Source organism: Micromonospora pisi, assembly GCF_003633685.1.
In the GTDB taxonomy this organism is placed as follows: Bacteria; Actinomycetota; Actinomycetes; order Mycobacteriales; family Micromonosporaceae; genus Micromonospora_G; species Micromonospora_G pisi.
In genome coordinates, this window is sequence record NZ_RBKT01000001.1 from 3,010,303 (window position 1) to 3,027,807 (window position 17,505).

At 70.1% G+C, this 17,505-nt stretch carries 14 protein-coding genes; 4 read left to right on the forward strand and 10 right to left on the reverse strand.

Annotated elements, in window-relative coordinates; all coding sequences use genetic code 11:
• The first annotated feature begins 10 nt into the window (after nt 1-10).
• Together BDK92_RS12405 and BDK92_RS12410 are read left to right on the forward strand one after the other, a co-directional pair.
• On the forward strand, nt 11-967 hold the full coding sequence (locus tag BDK92_RS12405; protein WP_121156848.1) for a carbohydrate ABC transporter permease: 957 nt from the start codon (nt 11-13) through the stop codon (nt 965-967).
• Complete coding sequence (locus BDK92_RS12410) at nt 967-1,896, forward strand: carbohydrate ABC transporter permease (RefSeq protein WP_121156849.1); 930 nt, start codon at nt 967-969, stop codon at nt 1,894-1,896. Before BDK92_RS12405 ends, BDK92_RS12410 begins: the two co-directional genes overlap by 1 nt.
• A 25-nt stretch (nt 1,897-1,921) precedes the next feature.
• On the opposite strand, the gene BDK92_RS12415 is transcribed toward BDK92_RS12410, so the two are convergent.
• The 10 genes from BDK92_RS12415 to BDK92_RS12460 form a co-directional block, all read right to left on the reverse strand.
• Nucleotides 1,922-3,271 carry an ABC transporter ATP-binding protein gene (locus BDK92_RS12415; protein WP_246016989.1) on the reverse strand — a complete coding sequence of 450 codons (1,350 nt, stop codon included), beginning with the start codon at nt 3,269-3,271 and terminating at the stop codon, nt 1,922-1,924.
• Nucleotides 3,272-3,454: 183 nt separating this feature from the next.
• Entirely contained in the window at nt 3,455-4,558 is a 1,104-nt protein-coding gene (locus BDK92_RS12420) for a glycosyltransferase family 4 protein (RefSeq protein WP_121162046.1), read from the reverse strand.
• A gap of 134 nt (nt 4,559-4,692) precedes the next feature.
• Nucleotides 4,693-5,370, reverse strand: coding sequence for a BON domain-containing protein (locus BDK92_RS12425; RefSeq protein ID WP_121156850.1), 678 nt, complete (start codon nt 5,368-5,370; stop codon nt 4,693-4,695).
• Nucleotides 5,371-5,644: 274 nt separating this feature from the next.
• Nucleotides 5,645-7,288, reverse strand: coding sequence for a trypsin-like peptidase domain-containing protein (locus tag BDK92_RS12430; RefSeq protein WP_121156851.1), 1,644 nt, complete (start codon nt 7,286-7,288; stop codon nt 5,645-5,647).
• A gap of 93 nt (nt 7,289-7,381) precedes the next feature.
• Complete coding sequence (locus tag BDK92_RS12435) at nt 7,382-8,947, reverse strand: sensor histidine kinase (protein ID WP_246016990.1); 1,566 nt, start codon at nt 8,945-8,947, stop codon at nt 7,382-7,384.
• Entirely contained in the window at nt 8,944-9,642 is a 699-nt protein-coding gene (locus tag BDK92_RS12440; protein ID WP_121156852.1) for a response regulator transcription factor, read from the reverse strand. Before BDK92_RS12440 ends, BDK92_RS12435 begins: the two co-directional genes overlap by 4 nt.
• A gap of 106 nt (nt 9,643-9,748) precedes the next feature.
• Nucleotides 9,749-10,354: a PadR family transcriptional regulator gene (locus BDK92_RS12445; protein WP_121156853.1), complete on the reverse strand. Its 606-nt coding sequence runs from the start codon at nt 10,352-10,354 to the stop codon at nt 9,749-9,751.
• Complete coding sequence (locus BDK92_RS12450; RefSeq protein WP_121156854.1) at nt 10,351-11,241, reverse strand: DUF4097 family beta strand repeat-containing protein; 891 nt, start codon at nt 11,239-11,241, stop codon at nt 10,351-10,353. Before BDK92_RS12450 ends, BDK92_RS12445 begins: the two co-directional genes overlap by 4 nt.
• 122 nt (nt 11,242-11,363) lie before the next feature.
• Entirely contained in the window at nt 11,364-12,341 is a 978-nt protein-coding gene (locus BDK92_RS12455; RefSeq protein WP_121156855.1) for a lysophospholipid acyltransferase family protein, read from the reverse strand.
• Nucleotides 12,338-13,135 carry a GNAT family N-acetyltransferase gene (locus tag BDK92_RS12460; RefSeq protein ID WP_121156856.1) on the reverse strand — a complete coding sequence of 266 codons (798 nt, stop codon included), beginning with the start codon at nt 13,133-13,135 and terminating at the stop codon, nt 12,338-12,340. Before BDK92_RS12460 ends, BDK92_RS12455 begins: the two co-directional genes overlap by 4 nt.
• 337 nt (nt 13,136-13,472) lie before the next feature.
• On the opposite strand from BDK92_RS12460, the gene BDK92_RS12465 reads away from it, so the two are divergent.
• Complete coding sequence (locus tag BDK92_RS12465) at nt 13,473-17,225, forward strand: multifunctional oxoglutarate decarboxylase/oxoglutarate dehydrogenase thiamine pyrophosphate-binding subunit/dihydrolipoyllysine-residue succinyltransferase subunit (protein WP_121156857.1); 3,753 nt, start codon at nt 13,473-13,475, stop codon at nt 17,223-17,225.
• A gap of 79 nt (nt 17,226-17,304) precedes the next feature.
• Nucleotides 17,305-17,484 carry a DUF6104 family protein gene (locus BDK92_RS12470; RefSeq protein WP_121156858.1) on the forward strand — a complete coding sequence of 60 codons (180 nt, stop codon included), beginning with the start codon at nt 17,305-17,307 and terminating at the stop codon, nt 17,482-17,484.
• Nucleotides 17,485-17,505: the final 21 nt, after the last annotated feature.

A 17,505-nucleotide genomic window follows, 5' to 3' on the forward strand; every position in this document is an offset into this window, starting at 1 on the left:
GTCAGCTGTCATGACAACCACCACCGTGTCCCCGCCGGCCGCGCCGTCGGCCGGCGGGACCGCGCCCCGGCCGGGGTCCCGTCGGGTACGGCGACTGACCGGCCCGGATCGGCTCGTGCTCGGCCTGATGGTGGGCGTACCCACGCTCATCCAGGCCGTGCTCGTGTGGATTCCCACACTGTTGTCGATCGGGCTCTCCTTCACCCGTTGGAACGGGCTTGACCTGGCCGACATCCGGCCGGCCGGCCTGACCAACTACACGTACTCGACGCAGGAGTACCCGCCGTTCTGGCCGGCGGTCTGGCACAACGTGATCTGGCTGGTGTTCCTCGCGTTGGTGGCCACCCCGATCGGTCTGCTCCTCGCGGTCCTGCTCGACCAGAAGATCCGCGGTAGCCGGCTGTACCAGAGCATCTTCTTCACGCCGGTGATGCTCTCGCTGGTCATGGTCGGCATCATCTGGCAGCTCGTCTACGCCCGCAACGAGGGCCTGCTGAACAACCTGCTGGGCACCGCGGGGACACCCGGCGCCACCGACTGGTTCGGTGACTCGCAGGTCAACCTCTGGGCGGCCCTGGTCGCCACCACCTGGCGGCACGCCGGCTACATCATGGTGCTCTACCTGGCCGGACTGAAGGGCATCGACCCGAGCCTGCGGGAGGCTGCCGCGCTCGACGGCGCCACTGCCCGGCAGACGTTCCTGCGGGTGGTCTTCCCGGCGATGCGACCGATCAACATCGTGATCGTGGTGATCACGATCATCGAGGCGCTACGGGCCTTCGACATCGTGTACGTGATCAACCGGGGTACCAACGGCCTGGAGCTGCTCAGCGTTCTGGTCATCCAGAACCTGGTCGGCGAGGGCCAGGTGATCGGCGTCGGTTCCGCGCTCGCGGTGATCCTGCTGGCGATCTCGCTCGGCCCGATCGTCTACTACCTGGTCCGCACCTTCCGGAGGGCTGACTGATGACGACGACCGCGACGCCCAGGCCGGCAACCGGCCGCGCCGGCGGCGGCGACCGGGGTGCCACCCGACGTCGGCCGTCCGGGCGCCGGCACTACGGCACCCACCTGTTCCTCGTCGCGATGGCGGTGCTGTGGCTGGTGCCGCTGCTCTGGACCCTCTACACCGCGCTGCGACCGAAGGAGGTGACGGACCGGTACGGCTACTGGAGCCTGCACGGGCCGCTCAACCTGGAGAACTTCGCCACCGCCTGGACCCAGGGCGGGATGGCGACGTACTTCGGCAACTCGGCGATCATCACCATTCCGTCGGTGCTGCTGACCCTCGCCCTCGCCTCGATGATGGCGTTCGCGGTGAGCCGGTTCAGTTGGAAGTTCAACCTGACGTTGCTGATCATGTTCACCGCCGGCAACATGCTGCCGCCGCAGGTGCTCGCCGCACCGCTGTTCGAGATGTTCAAGCACACGCCGCTGCCGTACTCGATCAGCGCCTCGGGCAGCCTGCTCGACACGTACTACGCGGTGATCGCGGTGGAGGTCGCCTTCCAGTTGGGCTTCTGCACCTTCGTACTGGCCAACTACATGAAGGCGCTGCCGGGTGAACTGACCGAGGCGGCACTGGTGGACGGGGCGGGCGTCTGGCGGCAGTACAGCCGGATCATCCTGCCGCTGTGCCGGCCGGCCCTGGCCGCCCTCGGCACGCTCGAAGTGATCTGGCTCTACAACGACTTCTTCTGGCCGCTGCTGTTCATCCACAGCGGCGACCAGTTGCCGATCACCACAGGCATCAAGAACCTGCAGGGACAGTTCCTGCTCGACTACAACCTGATCGCGGCCGGCGCCACCATCACGGTCATCCCGACCCTGATCGTCTACCTGGCCCTGCAACGGCACTTCGTCGCCGGCCTGACCCTCGGCGCGAACAAGGGCTGAGACGAGGTCGTGGCCGCGGATCGGATCAGGCCGGACCCGCCCCGGACGGGTCGAGTCTGATCCGGTCCCCGGCCCGGTCGAAGAGGAGGAGCCGGTCCAGGTCGACAGCGAGCGCCATCGGCGCCCCCGGCCGGGGCGGGGTCAGGGCCGGCACCCGCACCACCAGGTCGGCGACGGGCGGCTGGTCCTGCGCGGACTCCGGCTCGTACACCGGGTAGAAGCCGTACTCGGTCCTGGCGGTCGCGGGCGGGGAGTCGGTGCGCTGGTGCGGAATCATTCGGGCGAGCGTGTGCCGGAACGGGTGACCGGTCGGCGGGTCGTCGGCGAGCAGCTCCGACAGGTGCTGGCCGGTGTCCGGGTGCTCCAGCCGCGATTCGACGACCGAGGTCGGTACGGCACCGATGTCGACGTACACCAACGCCTCGTGCCCGAGGTGCTCCACCGACCGTACGTTGCCGCGCAGCACCGCACCGGGCTCGGCGCCGGGCCTCACCGGGGTCAGCACCTCCGGGCGCAGCGCGAGCGTCACCCGCTCGGTGTGCCGGCGGACCAACGTCCGTAGCCTCGGGTCGTCACGGGGCAGTTCCAACAGTTGTGAGCCCACGTCGATCAGCACCCGTTCGCGGTCGACGTAGACCGCTCCCTGGAGCAGGCTGGGGCGGGGTGTGCCGAGGAACGCCGCGACAAAGAGACTGACCGGGTCGGCGTACACCTCGGCCGGCGTGCCGAGCTGCTGCACCCGGCCCCGACGCAGCACCGCCACCCGGTCCGCCATTGTCATCGCCTCGACCTGGTCGTGGGTCACGTAAAGCGTGGTCACGCCGAGCCGCCGGGACAGGCCGGTGATCTCCGTACGCAGTTCGGCCCGCACTCCGGCGTCCAGGTTGGACAGTGGTTCGTCGAGCAGGAACGCCTGCGGCCGTCGGACGATCGCCCGTGCCATCGCCACCCGCTGTCGTTGGCCGCCGGAGAGGTTGCCCGGCCGGCGTTCCAGCAGATGGGTGATGCCCAGTTGTTCGGCCGCCTCGGCGACCCGGGCGGCGAGCGCGCCACTCGGCTCCGCCCCGAGCCGCAACGGAAAGCCGATGTTCTGTGCCACGGTCAGGTACGGGTACAGGGCGTAGTCCTGGAAGACCATGGCGACCCGGCGATCGCGTACCGTCTGGTTCTCCATCGGTTCGCCGTCGAACAGGATCCGGCCGCTGGTCGGCTCCTCCAGTCCCGCGACGAGGCGCAAGATGGTGGACTTGCCGCACCCGGTCGGCCCGAGCAACGCCACGAACTCGCCGGATCCGATCTCCATGCTCACGTCGTCGACCGCCATGGGCCCGCCGTCGAAGATCTTGGTCAACCGGTCGAGGGTGATGGCGACCAAAGGGACCACCTCCTGCCCCACATGGTCCGGGCCGGTACGCCACTCGCGCTACCCCCACGACACTTTCGACCGACCCCGGTGCGCCGGACGTCCCCTTCCCTGCGCCGGACGCCACTGAGGACAGCAGGTTAGGAAGGGCCCCTTCCTATACAGAAAGCGATAACAAGGGGCCCTTCCTTCGGATTACCAGGCTCCGGTGGGGGTGAGGGCGGAACTGGTGGGGCGGGGGGCGGTCGCCGCCCAGCGGCGGTAGACCCGCTCGTAGCCCTCGGCCATCAACTCCGCCGAGAAGGAGTTCCGTACGTGCGCCACGCACGCCGCCGGATCGAGCCCACCCGCGTCCCGCAGGGCCTGTGGCAGGTCGTCCGGGTCGACGCAGACAACCCCGGTCTCGCCGGGTCGGATCAGCTCCGGTACGGCCCCTCGGTCGAGCGCCACCACCGGCGTACCGGTCGCCATGGCCTCGACCATCACCATTCCGAACGGCTCCTCCCAGCGGATCGGCATGATCAGGCACCGGGCCGAGAGCATCAGTTCGAAACAGGTCGCCCGATCCGGGTTGCGCAGCACGGTCAGATCGGGACCCTGGAGCGGTTCGATCACCTCTGCGAGGTAACGCTGCTCCTCGGGCTCGTCGCACTTGCCCGCCAGCACCAGCGACAGCCCGGCCGCCCGGCACGCCCGTACGGCCAGGTCCGGTCCCTTGTCCGGGCTGAACCGGGCCAGCCAGAGGACCGGGCCGGTGCCGGCCGAGGTCTTGTGCGGTACGTCGTCGAGCGCCATTCCGTTATGGACGGTCGCGACCCACGGCAGGTGGGGACGGAGTCGACGCTGCGCGTGTGAGATCGCCACCAACCCGACCGAACGGTCGATGTCAGCGAGAATGTCCCCGAGCTCGCCGGTCGGGCGGTTGTGTACGGTCGCCACCGTCGGCACCGACCGCCGAGGGGCGACGAACGGGCCGATGGTGGTGTGGTCGTGCACCACGTCGAACACGTCGGGATTGATCATCTGGTCGACCCGGGCCAGGTGGGCCAGTTCGGGCAGGGACTGCCCGAGGCGTTCGTGCTGCAACTCCGGCATCGTGCCGACGAAGCGGGCGGCGGTACCCGATCCCGTACCCGCACCGAAGAGGGTCACCTCGTGCCCACGGGCGGCCAGCGCGTCGACCAGCGCGGCGCAGACCTGCTCCACCCCGCCGTAACCGGCGGGCGGAAGCTCGTACCAGGGCGGCACGACCATCGCGATGCGCAATGGTGCCGTCCGGTCGAATCGGTCGATTGGCATGTGGTTCACGACGTCGAGCCCTCCCCACTGCTCCGGCTGACCCGGATACTTCGGGTTCCCCGGCTGCACGGTGGATAACCGGCGGTGACGCCGCGAGAACCGGCGACGGACGGGACCCGTGGGCCGTCAGGTGGTCAGATCCCCATCCCGAGCCGGTCGTCGACCTCCCGGACACCCGGTGACGACCAGGCCACCCGGCGCGCTTCCTCCCGTTCCATCCACGAACGGACGGTTCCCGCGAGGATGACCGTGTCGGCCTCGATCCGCACAACGATCTTGTCGGCGTTGTCCTCGATCACCCGAGCCAGCGCGCGCCGGATGTCGCGTTCCCGCTCCTGCGGGGTGACCCGCTCCCCCGGTCGGACGGAAATGAGGTTGGTGATCCCCCGGACCCCGGAGAGCCGACCGAGGTCCCGCTCGGCGGCCTGTTTCTGATAGCCCCAGTCGACCTCGCCGCGCAACACCACCCAGCCGTTCGCGACGGTCACGTCGATCTGCTCCACCGGCACGAACGAGTCCCAGTCGAGGGCACGGCTGGCCGCCTTCGCGATGTCGGTGTCGGTGGGTGCGGCCGAGCCGTGGAACCGTACCTCGATGTCGTTGGCCACGCCGCGGACGCCACGGACGCGGTGCGCGGTGCGCTCCGCGGCCCACCGGCGGGCGTAGCTGTCCACCCATCCGGTCAGCGTGACGACACCGTCCCGGACCACGACTCCGACCTCGTTGGGCTGCACCTGCGCCTCCCACTTCAACTCGGCCAGCAGGTCATTCTGGATGGCCGTGTCGTCGCGGGTCGCGGTCGCTGTGGTCATACCCGTTCCTCCCCGGATCCGTACCCGTTCTGCCGCTTCCCCGAGCGTCACACCCGCCGGGGTGACCGGGCCTCGTCCGGGCGAGGTGAGGAGAAGCCGGCGACGGGTGAGAGAAGCCCGGCACCGGGTGAGAAGCGGAACCGGTGCCGGGCGGGAGAGAAGAGGAGCGGCGGGCGACGTGACCAACCCCCTTGGTCACATCGCCCGCCGCCTGGGGAGGAGGCGCACCTCCGGGTTACGGAAAGTGCCCTCAGGTCTGCGCGGATCGCTGGTGTTATGACGTCTCGGCGAGCGTCACGGTTGCGGTCTGCTCCACACCATTTCGGGTGAAGGTCAGCTGGACCTTGTCACCCACCTTGCCGGTCTGGACCGCCCCCACCAGATCATTGGAGTCGTTGACCGTCTTGTCGCCGAAGCGGGTGATCACGTCGCCCTGTTGCAGGCCGGCCTGCGCGGCCGGGCTGCCCTGGGTCACCCCGTTGACCACCGCGCCGACGTTCTCGGACTCGGTCACGCTGACCCCGAGGTACGGGTGGCTGACCTTCTGGCCCTGCTGGAGCTTGCTGGCGACGTCCTTGGCCTTGTTGCTCGGGATCGCGAAGCCGACGCCGATGTTGCCGTTGCTGCCGGCGGTGGCGATGGCGGTGTTGATGCCGATCACCTCGCCCTTGGTGTTGATCAGGGCACCACCGGAGTTACCCGGGTTGATCGGGGCGTCGGTCTGGAGCAGGCCGGAGATCGAACTCGCCGCCGCCTGCGGCTGCTGCTGCTGGAACGGGTTCTGCTGCTGCTCGTCCTCGCCACCGGCCTGGATGGTCCGGTCCCGGGCGCTGATGATGCCGGCGGTGACCGAGCCCTGCAGACCCAGCGGGCTGCCCAGGGCGAGCACGGTGTCCCCCACCTGCATCGCGTCGCTGTCGCCGAACTTCGCCGGGTTCAGGTCGCTGACCCCCTGCGCCTTGACCACCGCGAGGTCGGTCTTCGGGTCGGTGCCGATGATCTTCGCCTGGGCGGTCTTGCCATTGGCGAGGACGACCCGGACCGTGTCACCGGAGGCGCTCGCCACCACGTGGTTGTTGGTCAGGACGTAGCCGTCGGCGGTCAGCACCACACCCGAACCCTCACCGGTGCCGGTGGTGATCGAGACGACGCTGTTCTCCACCGACGCCGCGATCTTCGGCAGGTCCTCGCTGTTGATGATCGGTGCGGCGGTGTAGGTCCGGCTGGGTCCGGAGGAGCCGCCGTCGAGCGCCAGCGCGACCGCACCACCGGCGATGCCGGAGCCGGCCATCAGCACCAGGGCCGCGGCACCGATCGCCGCGAACTTGCCGGCCCTGCTCGGCCGGGGCGCCGGACCGGGCACGCCCGGGCCCTGCGCCCAGATCGGCGGCGGGTTCCCACCGACCTGCGGCGGCTGCGGCGGCATGTGCGCACCGTGCGGGTGGTGCCCGGCGTAGGTCGGGTTACCGGTCCAGCCCGGCTGGTTCTGCGCGGCCGGGTGCCAGGGGCTCGGCGGGTACGGGTTGGGCGTCGGGTGCGCGGGAGCCCCGGACTGGGGAGCACCGTACGAACCGGCGTACGGGCCGGGCTGGCCCGGGTGACCGGCGTACGGGCCGGCCGGTGTCCCGGGGTGGCCGGTCCCGGCGTACGGGTCCGTGGTCGCGCCGGAGGAATCAGCGGGGACGCCGGTCGTCGGGCTGGCGTACGGGCTCTGCGGCTCGGCCGTGGCTGCTGGCGTACCGGCCTGGTCCGGGTCACCGGCGGTGGCCGGCTCGGAGGCGGCCGGGGCACCGGAGGCGGTGGTGGAGTCGGCCGGCCCGCGCTCGACGGGCGACAACTCCGCGGTGGGATACGACGGCGTGGCGTCGGCGTCGGCGTTGGCCGAAGGCCGCTGCGGGTCGGTCTCGTACTCGTTCATGGCACCTACCTTGCCCCGTTGCTCTGCGACCCACCTGGAATCGCACTGGATGTTCGCTGTGAATCGTTCGTGTCGGCCGGGTGGCCGGCACCGCTACTCGTTCTCGGTCGAGTCGGGCGTACCCGGGGCGAGCGGCAGTTTGACCCGGAAGGTGGCCCCGCCACCCGGTGTCTCGAGCACCTCCACGCTGCCGTGGTGTGCCGCGACCAGGGCGGCGACGATGGCCAGTCCGAGGCCGGTGCCGGTTGCACCGTCAGCCCGCCGGGTACGGGCCGCGTCGGCCCGGTAGAACCGTTCGAAGACCCGTTCCGCCTGTTCGGGGGCGAGCCCGGGACCGGTGTCGGCGACCTCGACGGTGGCCACGTTGCCGGTGTCGGCGCGCAGTCGTAGCGTCACCGAGGCATCCGGCGGGGTGTGGGTGATGGCGTTGGTCATGAGGTTGCCGAGCACCTGTCGCAGCCGCGCGTCGTCGGCGAGCACCACCAGGTCCCCGGAGCCCGGCACGACCTCCAGGAAGATCTTCCGCTCGGGTGCGATCGCCTGAGCCGCCTGCACCGCCTCGGTGGCCAGCACCGGCAACTCGACCGGCCCCAGCACCAGCGGCCGCTCCCGGTCCAACCGGGCGAGCAGCAGCAGGTCCTCGACAAGCAGCCCCATCCGGGACGCCTCGTCCTCGATCCGGCGGACCAGCCGGGCGGTCTCCTCGGGCGAGCCGGCCGCCCCCTGGCGGTAGAGCTCGGCGAAGCCACGGATGGTGGTCAGCGGCGTGCGTAGCTCGTGCGAGGCGTCCGCGACGAACTGTCGCATCCGCTCCTCGGAGCGGCGGGCCCGTGCCTCGGACGCCTGTGCGGCGAACGCCGCGTCCCTGGCCCCCAGTTCGGCGTTGCGGGCTGCGGCCTCGGACGCCGCCCGGGCGGTGAAGGCCGCCTCGATCTGGGTGAGCATCGCGTTCAGTGCCCGGGAGAGGCGACCCAGTTCGGTCTTTGCCTCGGCCTCGCCGGGCTCGGGGTCCGGGACCCGTCGGGTCAGGTCGCCGTCGGCGATCGCCGCCGCGGTCTGCTCGATCTTGTCCAACGGTCGGAGGCTGGTCCGGACGATCGCCGCGCCCAGGGACGCGAGCAGGATCAGCACCGTGCCACCGACCACCAGGTCGATCCAGATGAGCTGCTCCACCGCCTCGTCGACATCGGTCAGGTGCTGTCCGATGGCGACCATCTGGCCGTTGGGCAGCTTGGTGTAGAGCATTCTCCAGCGGACCTTGCCGTCATGCGCCCCGACCGTGATCGGGTCGCCCTGGAGCTTGGCGAAGCCCTCGGCGTCAGCCGGCCACGGCGGCAGGTCGGCCGGGCTGAAGCGGCCGGTGTCGTACCGGAGATAGACCTGGTTCGGTTGGTTGGTCGGCAGCACCACGATGTAGTCGGCCAGCGGCAGGCCAACCGTGCCACTGTTGGCCTCCGCCATCAGCGTCTGGAGGGTGCGGGCCGAGGTGTGCAGCTCGGAGTCGACCTGGCTGACCAGGTAGTTGCGGAGGAAGAAGGTGGTCATGACGCTGATCACCAGCAGGGCGGCGGCGACCAGGGCGAGGACCGCGGTGACCAGTTTGAAGCGCAGCGGCGTGCTCCGCAGCCGGCCCTTCAGCACCGAGGCCGGCGTGGTCACGCCGCCGGCTTGCGCAGCACGTAGCCGACGCCCCGCAGGGTGTGGATCAGGCGGGGCTGGCTGCTGTCGACCTTGCGCCGTAGGTAGGAGATGTACGACTCGACGATGTTGTCGTCGCCCCGGAAGTCGTAGTTCCAGACGTGGTCGAGGATCTGTGCCTTGGAGAGCACCCGGTTCGCGTTGAGCATCAGGTAGCGGAGCAACTTGAACTCGGTCGGCGAGAGCTGCACCCGCTGCCCGGCCCGGTGCACCTCGTGCGTCTCCTCGTCCAGCTCCAGATCGGCGAAGCTGAGACGGGACGGCGTCTGGTCCCCGGTCGCGGTACGGCGCAGCACGGCCCGGATCCGGGCGGTGAGCTCCTCCAGGCTGAACGGCTTGGTGACGTAGTCGTCACCACCGAGGGTCAGTCCCCGGATCTTGTCGTCGGTCGCGTCGCGGGCGGTCAGGAACACCACCGGGGTACGCGTACCGCTCTCCCGCATCAGCCTGATGACCTCGAAGCCGTCCAGGTCGGGCAGCATGACATCGAGCACCACCAGGTCCGGATGACGCTCCTTCGCCGCCGTCACGGCGGCACTGCCGCTCGTGGCGGTGGCCACGTCGAATCCCGCGAAACGCAGGCTGGCGGAGAGCAACTCCAGGATGTTGGGGTCGTCTTCCACGACAAGTAGTCGTGCCTCGGTTTGCGCTGCCATGACCACATCATCCGCCGCTCCCCTTCGGGCGGGCTGGAGGTCCCCTGAAAACTACCTGGGAACCCGCCCGACCGCCCCAGGGAGGGATCAGCGGCGTACGGACGGGTCAGCGGAGCAGGCGGCGCAGCCCGTCGAGGGCGCCGTCGAGGGTACGGAGCAGGGTCCGCATCTGACCGTCGGTGAGCTGCCGGCCGCGTACCAGTGCGCGTACCTCGGCGGTGAAGTCGGTGAGCCGGCGGTCGAATTCCGCATCGAGATCGGCACCGGGCGGAGGGGGCTTGCGGGGGGCGCCACCGGGGTTGACCCAGCCGCTGAACCGGGTCTCCCGGGTAGCCGCGCGAAGTTCCCGTTTGAGGTCACGGACCGAGCCGCGTACCTCGGTCTGGATCTCCCCGGCGAGGCTGGCGAGATCCTCCACCGAGGCTCGGATGTCCGATTCGAGGTCGGCCACCTCACCACTGCGCTGAGCCAGCTCGGCCTGGCCGGCGTCGGTGATCTCGTAGACCTTGCGGCCGCCGGCGGCGGTGTGGGTGACCAGACCCTCGACCTCCATCCGCTGCAGGCGCGGGTAGATGGTGCCGGCGCTCGGCGCGTAGAGACCGAGGAACCGCTGCTCCAGCAGCCGGATCAACTCGTAGCCGTGTTTGGGTCCGTCGGCGAGCAGTTTGAGCAGATAGAGCCGGAGCCGCCCGTGGCTGAACACGGCCGTCATGCCGCCCCCCGCCCCTCGTCGCCAGCCCCGGTCCACCGGGCGCTTCCCGGCACGTCCGGATCCGCTTCCCCGGGATCCTTCTCGTCCGGGTCGACCGATCGGGCCAGCAGGGCGATGCCGCCCGAGGTGGAGTTCGCCCAGAGGCTACCCGCACCGGTGCCGAGCACACCGTGGGCCTCCTTGGCCCAGTTGGGGATGCCCGTACGGAGCTGCGGGAACGCGGTGGTGATCCGGCCGGAGGCGGTACGCAGTCGGACCGTGAGGTCGCTGTCCTCGCGGATCCGTACCGTGACGCTGCCGGAGGTGGTGCTGAGCTGGATCTCGCTGTACTGAGGATTGTCCAGATCGCAGGTGATCGATCCCGATATGGTGGTGGCCCGGACCAGAGCGGCGGAACTGTCGGCGAGGACCAGTTCCCCGGATACGGTCTCCATGCTGAGTTCACCGCCGACACCGAGCGCCTCGACCGGGCCGGAGACCAGCTTGGCGCTGGTCCGGCCACTCAGCCCCATCAGGGTGACCTGACCCGAGGTGACGTCGACCCGGGTCTCCTCCCGGAGCCCGGAGACGATCAGGGAGCCCTCGACCAGCCGCAGGTTGGCGACGACGTGCGCCGGCACCGCGATCGAGACGTCGCTGCGGTACCTGCGGCCGAGCCACCAGAAGAGGCCCTGCCAGCGCCGGTTCCAGTCCTGGCGTACGGACAGGTGCCCCTCGTGCTGCTCGACCACGATCTCGGGTCGGCGGCTGGCCCGGGTGATCTCCACCCGGGCGGGGCCGTCGGTGGCCACCACGTTGAGTCGACCCGAGATCAGGTGGACGTCCAACCTGCTGATCCGACCGTCCAGGGTGAGCCGTTGCGGCTCCTTGATCGTCCACTTGGCCATGGCCCCACACCCGTCCCGTCACATCCGGCCACGGTGGGTGGCCGGATGTCGTCAGCGCACTGTCGCGTCTCCCCATACTAACGCGATACATCGCGACATGACGAGTAGCTGCGGGTCGGGACTCAGGCAGCCAGGTCGAGCCCGGGCGGCGGGGCGCCCAGCGAGGTCGGGGCGGCGAGCGTCGGGGCGGGAACAGCGCCCGACGGGATGACCAGGGTGACCGGGACGGGCAGCGGGAGGACCGGCTCGACCCGGGCGGCGCGACGATGCGCCAAGGGACCGGCGAGGCGGACCGCCGACTCCGCCGCCTGGGCCAGCCGGCGCCGGGAGGCCGTCTGTTCCGGATGCAGCGCCGGTGCGGCGGTCACCGTGATGGTGAGCCCGCGCACGGCGAGCACCCGCCGCAGCGACACCAGGAGGCTGTCGTCACCGAGGAAGGCGGCGGCGGTCGTCCCGTCGCGACCCGGACCGGTGCGATAGCTGATCGTCAGCGGCACCACCGGTGCCCCGGCGTCGATCGCCGCCTGGAACATCGCCGGCCGGAACCGACCCCCGGCCGGGCAGTCACTCGTCTCGCGGGGCTTGCCACACCAGGTCGTACCCTCTGGAAAGACCGCCACCACCCGGTCGGCCCGCAGCGCCTCCGCCACCAGGGCGACAGTTCGGGGCAGCGCCCTCGGCCGACCCCGGTTGACGAAGATCGTGCCGCCGGCCGAGGCCAGCGGCCCGATCAACGGCCACTGCCGGACCTCCTGCTTGGCCAGCATCCGGGCCGGCGCGACCGCCAGCGTGGCCATGATGTCCAGCCACGAGATGTGGTTGGCCGCCAGCAGCGCCCGGCGCCGGGGCAGCCGGCCCCGCACCCGCAGCGTGATGCCGAGCGAGCCGAGAACCAACCGGGCCCACCAGCGCCCGCCGGCCTGGCGCCCGGCCGGGGGCAACACCGGAAGTACGGGGAGCAGCAACGCCCCGAAGAGCAGCGCGCCGAACAGGGCGGCCAGCCGGCCGGCCCGACGCAGCCGCGAGACCTCCGGGGTCTCCCCCGCACCGGGGAGGCAGTGCGGCCCGCAGGCCGAGCGCGGTTGCCAGAGCGGGTTCATCCTTCTTCTCCGAGTCCAAGGAAGTGACGGCGGTAGCGGGGGTGCATCCGGTCCATCGAGAGCAGGACGTACAGGTCGGCGACGCCGAAGTCGGGGTCGTACGCCGGCTCGCCGCAGACCCAGGCGCCGAGCCGCAGGTAGCCGCGGAGCAGGGCGGGTACGACGGCCGGCGGTGCTCCCGGCGAACCGGCGCCGGCGGCGACCGCCGCCACCCCGGAGGGCTCGGCCAGCCAGGGCCGGTGCGGGCGGACCCGCAGCGGCGGCGGCGCCATGTTCCGGGCGGAGACCTGCGCCCAGACCGCGGCGGCGTTCGCGCCACCGTCCTCGAGCCCGAGCGAGGCACAGCCACCCAGCCAGCGCAACCCGCGCAGGTGCAGGTAGCGGGCGATGCCGGCCCACATCAGATTGATCACCGCACCGGTGCGGTGGTCGGGGTGCACGCACGAGCGCCCGATCTCCACCAGCTCGTCGCGGAGCGGTGCGAACGCGGAGAGATCGAACTCGCCCTCGGCGTACCGCCGGCCGGCGCGCGCGGCGCGGTCCGGCGGCAGCATCCGGTAAGTGCCGACCACGGCCCCGGTGCTGTCGTCCCGGACCAGCAGGTGGTCGCAGTGTTCGTCGAACTCGTCGGTGTCGAGTCCATCGACGTCGGAGTGCAGGGTGGCGCCGAGTTCTTCGGCGAAGACGTCATGGCGCAGCCGCTGCGCGGCGGCGACCTGGGCCGCGCTGTCGGCGATCAGCAGGGTGTAACCGCTGGTCCCGGTGGGTGCGGGAGCGGTAAGCAGAACAGCCATGCGCTATGTGTAAGGTCGCCGCCCACCGTTGGCGTGTCGCGCACCGGGTAAACGGGTGTCGATCGGGTGAACGGCCCTGTACGCGGTGCGTGGCCGGTCCGACCTGGCACCCGATGGCGTACGGCAGCGGTCCCGACTCCGCCGACCAGGCGACGACCGCGACTTGAACGCCAGGTGAACAAGACTTTCATGCTGTGAATCGCAACACGGGCCGGATGCGGCAATGCCCCTCGATAGCGTACGGCGTAGCCTGGGCGGTGACTTCTGACTCCAGCTTCAGGCGGCGGCAGAACCCGCGTGAACCGCAGAACCCGCGTGAAAGAGGCGATCACTGGCCGTGTCGACCCAGCAGACTTCGCAGGACAACCCACTGGCGGGTTTCGGCCCGAACGAGTGGGTCGTCGAGGAGATGTACCAGCGTTACCTCGCCGACCCCACCAGCGTCGATTCAGCCTGGCACGACTTCTTTGCCGACTACCGACCGGCGACCGACGCGACCCCGGCCGGCACTGACGGCAAAGGGTCGGGTGCCAAGACAGTAGCAGCGGCCAAGCCGGCGCCGGAGGTGAAGAACGTACCGGCCGCCCCGCCGGCCACGAAGCCCCAGCCGGCGAGCGAGTCCACCGCGGCCCCGGTCGCCACCAAGCCGGCCGAGGCGAAGTCGACCCAGGTCGCCGCGAAGGCCGAGGCGGCACCGGCCGCCACGCCGAAGCCGAAGAGCGCACCGGCCCAGCCGGCCGGCGGTAGCTCCACCACCGCGCTGCGCGGGGTCGCGGCCAAGATCGTGCAGAACATGGACGCGTCGCTGTCGGTCCCGACCGCGACCAGCGTGCGCGCGGTTCCGGCGAAGCTGATCGTGGACAACCGCATCGTGATCAACAACCACCTGGCCCGTGGCCGGGGTGGCAAGGTCAGCTTCACCCACCTGATCGGGTGGGCCCTGGTCCGGGCGCTGGCCGAACACCCGGAGATGAACAACTCGTACACCGAGGTGGACGGCAAGCCGGTGATGGTCCGGCCGGAGCACGTCAACCTGGGCATCGCGATCGACCTGGTCAAACCGGACGGCTCCCGCAACCTGGTGGTGCCGTCGATCAAGGCGTGCGAGCAGATGGACTTCCGCCAGTTCTGGCAGGCCTACGAGGACGTCGTCCGGCGGGCCCGCCGCAACGAACTGACCATGGAGGACTACGGCGGCACGACGGTCTCGCTGACCAACCCGGGCGGGATCGGCACGGTGCACTCGCAGCCCCGACTGATGGTCGGTCAGGGCACGATCATCGGTGTCGGCGCGATGGAGTACCCGGCGCCGTACCAGGGCATGTCCGAGGAGACCCTGGCCGAGCTGGCGGTCAGCAAAATCATCACGCTGACCAGCACGTACGACCACCGGATCATCCAGGGCGCCCAGTCCGGCGAGTTCCTGAAGGTCATGCACGAGCTGATCCTCGGCGAGCGCGGCTTCTACGACGCGATCTTCACCTCGCTGCGGATCCCGTACGAGCCGGTCCGCTGGATGCGGGACGTGGCGGTGACCTCCGAGGGCCAGATCGACAAGACCGCCCGGGTCATCGAGATCATCCACGCGTACCGGGTCCGTGGTCACCTGATGGCCGACACCGATCCGCTCGAGTTCAAGATCCGCAAGCACCCGGACCTGGACGTGCTCCAGCACGGCCTGACCCTCTGGGACCTGGACCGTTACTTCCCGGTCGGCGGCTTCAACGGCAAGCAGAAGATGAAGCTCCGCGAGGTCCTCGGGGTGCTGCGTGACTCCTACTGCCGCCGCGTCGGCGTGGAGTACATGCACATCCAGGACCCGGAGGAGCGGCGCTGGATCCAGGACCGGATCGAGCGCAAGTACGAGAAGCCCGCCGCGGACGAACAGAAGCACGTACTCAACCGGCTCAACGCGGCCGAGGCGTTCGAAACCTTCCTCCAGACCAAGTACGTCGGCCAGAAGCGCTTCTCCCTGGAGGGCGGCGAATCGCTGATCCCGCTCCTGGGCGAGGTGCTGGAGGCGGCGGCCGAGGGCGGGCTGGACGAGGTTGTCATCGGCATGGCCCACCGGGGTCGGCTGAACGTACTCGCCAACATCGTCGGCAAGCCGTACGAGAAGATCTTCTCCGAGTTCGAGGGGCACCTCGACCCCCGGTCGACCCAGGGCTCCGGCGACGTCAAGTACCACCTCGGCCAGGCCGGAAAGTTCAGCACCCCGGACGGCGAGCACGCGATCAAGGTGTCGGTCACCGCGAACCCCTCGCACCTGGAGGCGGTCGACCCGGTGCTGGAGGGCATCGTCCGGGCCAAGCAGGACCGGATCGACCTGCGACTCGAGGGCTACACCGTGCTGCCCGTGGCGGTGCACGGCGACGCCGCGTTCGCCGGGCAGGGCGTGGTGGCCGAGACGCTCAACCTGTCGCAGCTGCGTGGTTACCGCACCGGTGGCACCGTGCACGTCGTGGTCAACAACCAGGTCGGCTTCACCACCGCCCCGGAGTACTCGCGCTCCAGCCTCTACAGCACCGACGTCGCCCGGATGATCCAGGCGCCGATCTTCCACGTCAACGGGGACGACCCCGAGGCCGTGGTCCGGGTCGGCCGGCTGGCCTTCGAGTACCGCCAGGCGTTCAACAAGGACGTCGTGATCGACCTGGTCTGCTACCGGCGGCGCGGCCACAACGAGGGCGACGACCCCTCGATGTCCAACCCGCAGATGTACCAGATCATCGATTCGAAGCGGTCGGTCCGCAAGCTCTACACCGAGGAGCTGATCGGACGCGGGGACATCACCGTCGAGGACGCCGAGGAGTTGCTGCGCGACTTCCAGGCGCAACTCGAACGGGTCTTCAAGGCCACCCGGGACGCCGCGACGGCGGGTCGGCAGTCGGCCCGTCCCCGCCGCCAGCCCGAACCGGAGCCGCAGGTCGCCACGGCGGTGAACGCCGACGTGGTCCGCTCGATCGGCGTAGCGCACACCACGCTGCCGGAGGGCTTCACCCCGCACAAGCGGATCCAGCAACTGCTCGAGCGGCGGGCCAAGATGGCCGTCGAGGGCAACATCGACTGGGGCTTCGGCGAGATCATCGCCTTCGGTTCGCTGCTGCACGACGGGGTGACCGTCCGGCTCGCCGGGCAGGACTCCCGCCGGGGCACCTTCGTCCAGCGGCACGCGGTGGTCGTGGACTCGAAGACCGGCAAGGAACACCTGCCGCTCTCCGCGCTCACCCGCGACCAGGCCCGGTTCTTCGTGCACGACTCGCTGCTCAGCGAGTACGCCGCGATGGGCTTCGAGTACGGCTACTCGGTGGAGAACACCGAGGCGCTGGTGCTCTGGGAGGCGCAGTTCGGTGACTTCGCCAACGGCGCCCAGTCGGTGGTCGACGAGTTCATCTCGTCGAGCGAGGTGAAGTGGGGACAGCAGTCCGCGGTGACGCTGCTGCTGCCGCACGGCCACGAGGGTCAGGGACCGGACCACACCTCCGGTCGCCCGGAGCGGTTCCTGCAGATGTGCGCCGAGGACAACATGCGGGTGGCCATTCCGACCACCCCGGCCAACCACTTCCACCTGCTCCGCCGGCAGGCGCTGTCGGAGAAGCGCAAGCCGCTGGTGGTCTTCACCCCGAAGTCGCTGCTGCGGCACAAACTCTGCGTCTCCAGCGTGGAGGACTTCACCACCGGCTCGTTCCAGCCGGTGCTGGGTGACCGGACCATCGCCAAGCCGGAGGCGGTCAAGCGGGTGCTGCTCTGCACCGGCAAGATCTACTACGACCTGCTCCAGGCCCGTGACGAACGCAAGATCACCGACACCGCGATCGTCCGGATGGAGCAGCTCTACCCGCTGCCGGTGGAGGAGATCCGGGCGGCCCTGGCCGAATACCCGAACGCCGAGGACTTCGCCTGGGTCCAGGAGGAGCCGGCCAACCAGGGCGCCTGGTCGTTCGTGGCGCTCAACCTGTTGGAGCACCTCGAGGGCGTACGGCTGCGGCGGATCTCCCGCCCGGCGGCGGCCGCCCCTGCGGTGGGCTCGGCGAAGATGCACGAGGTCGAGCAGACCGCGCTGATCGAGGCGGCTCTCCCCCGCCCCTGACCGTCGCACCGCGTTGAGTTGAGACCGGGGCGGATCGAGGTTCCCACCTCGATCCGCCCCGGCGTCTGAAAGGACCACGATGTACTTCACCGACCGGGGTATCGAGGAACTGGTCGAACGCCGGGGGGACGAGAGCGTCACCCTGGAGTGGCTCGGCGAGCGACTGCGTGACTTCGTCGACCTCAATCCCGAGTTCGAGACGCCGATCGAGCGGTTCGCCACCTGGCTGGCCCGGCTCGACGACGAGGACGACGAGTAGACGGCGTGACGGCGTGATGTG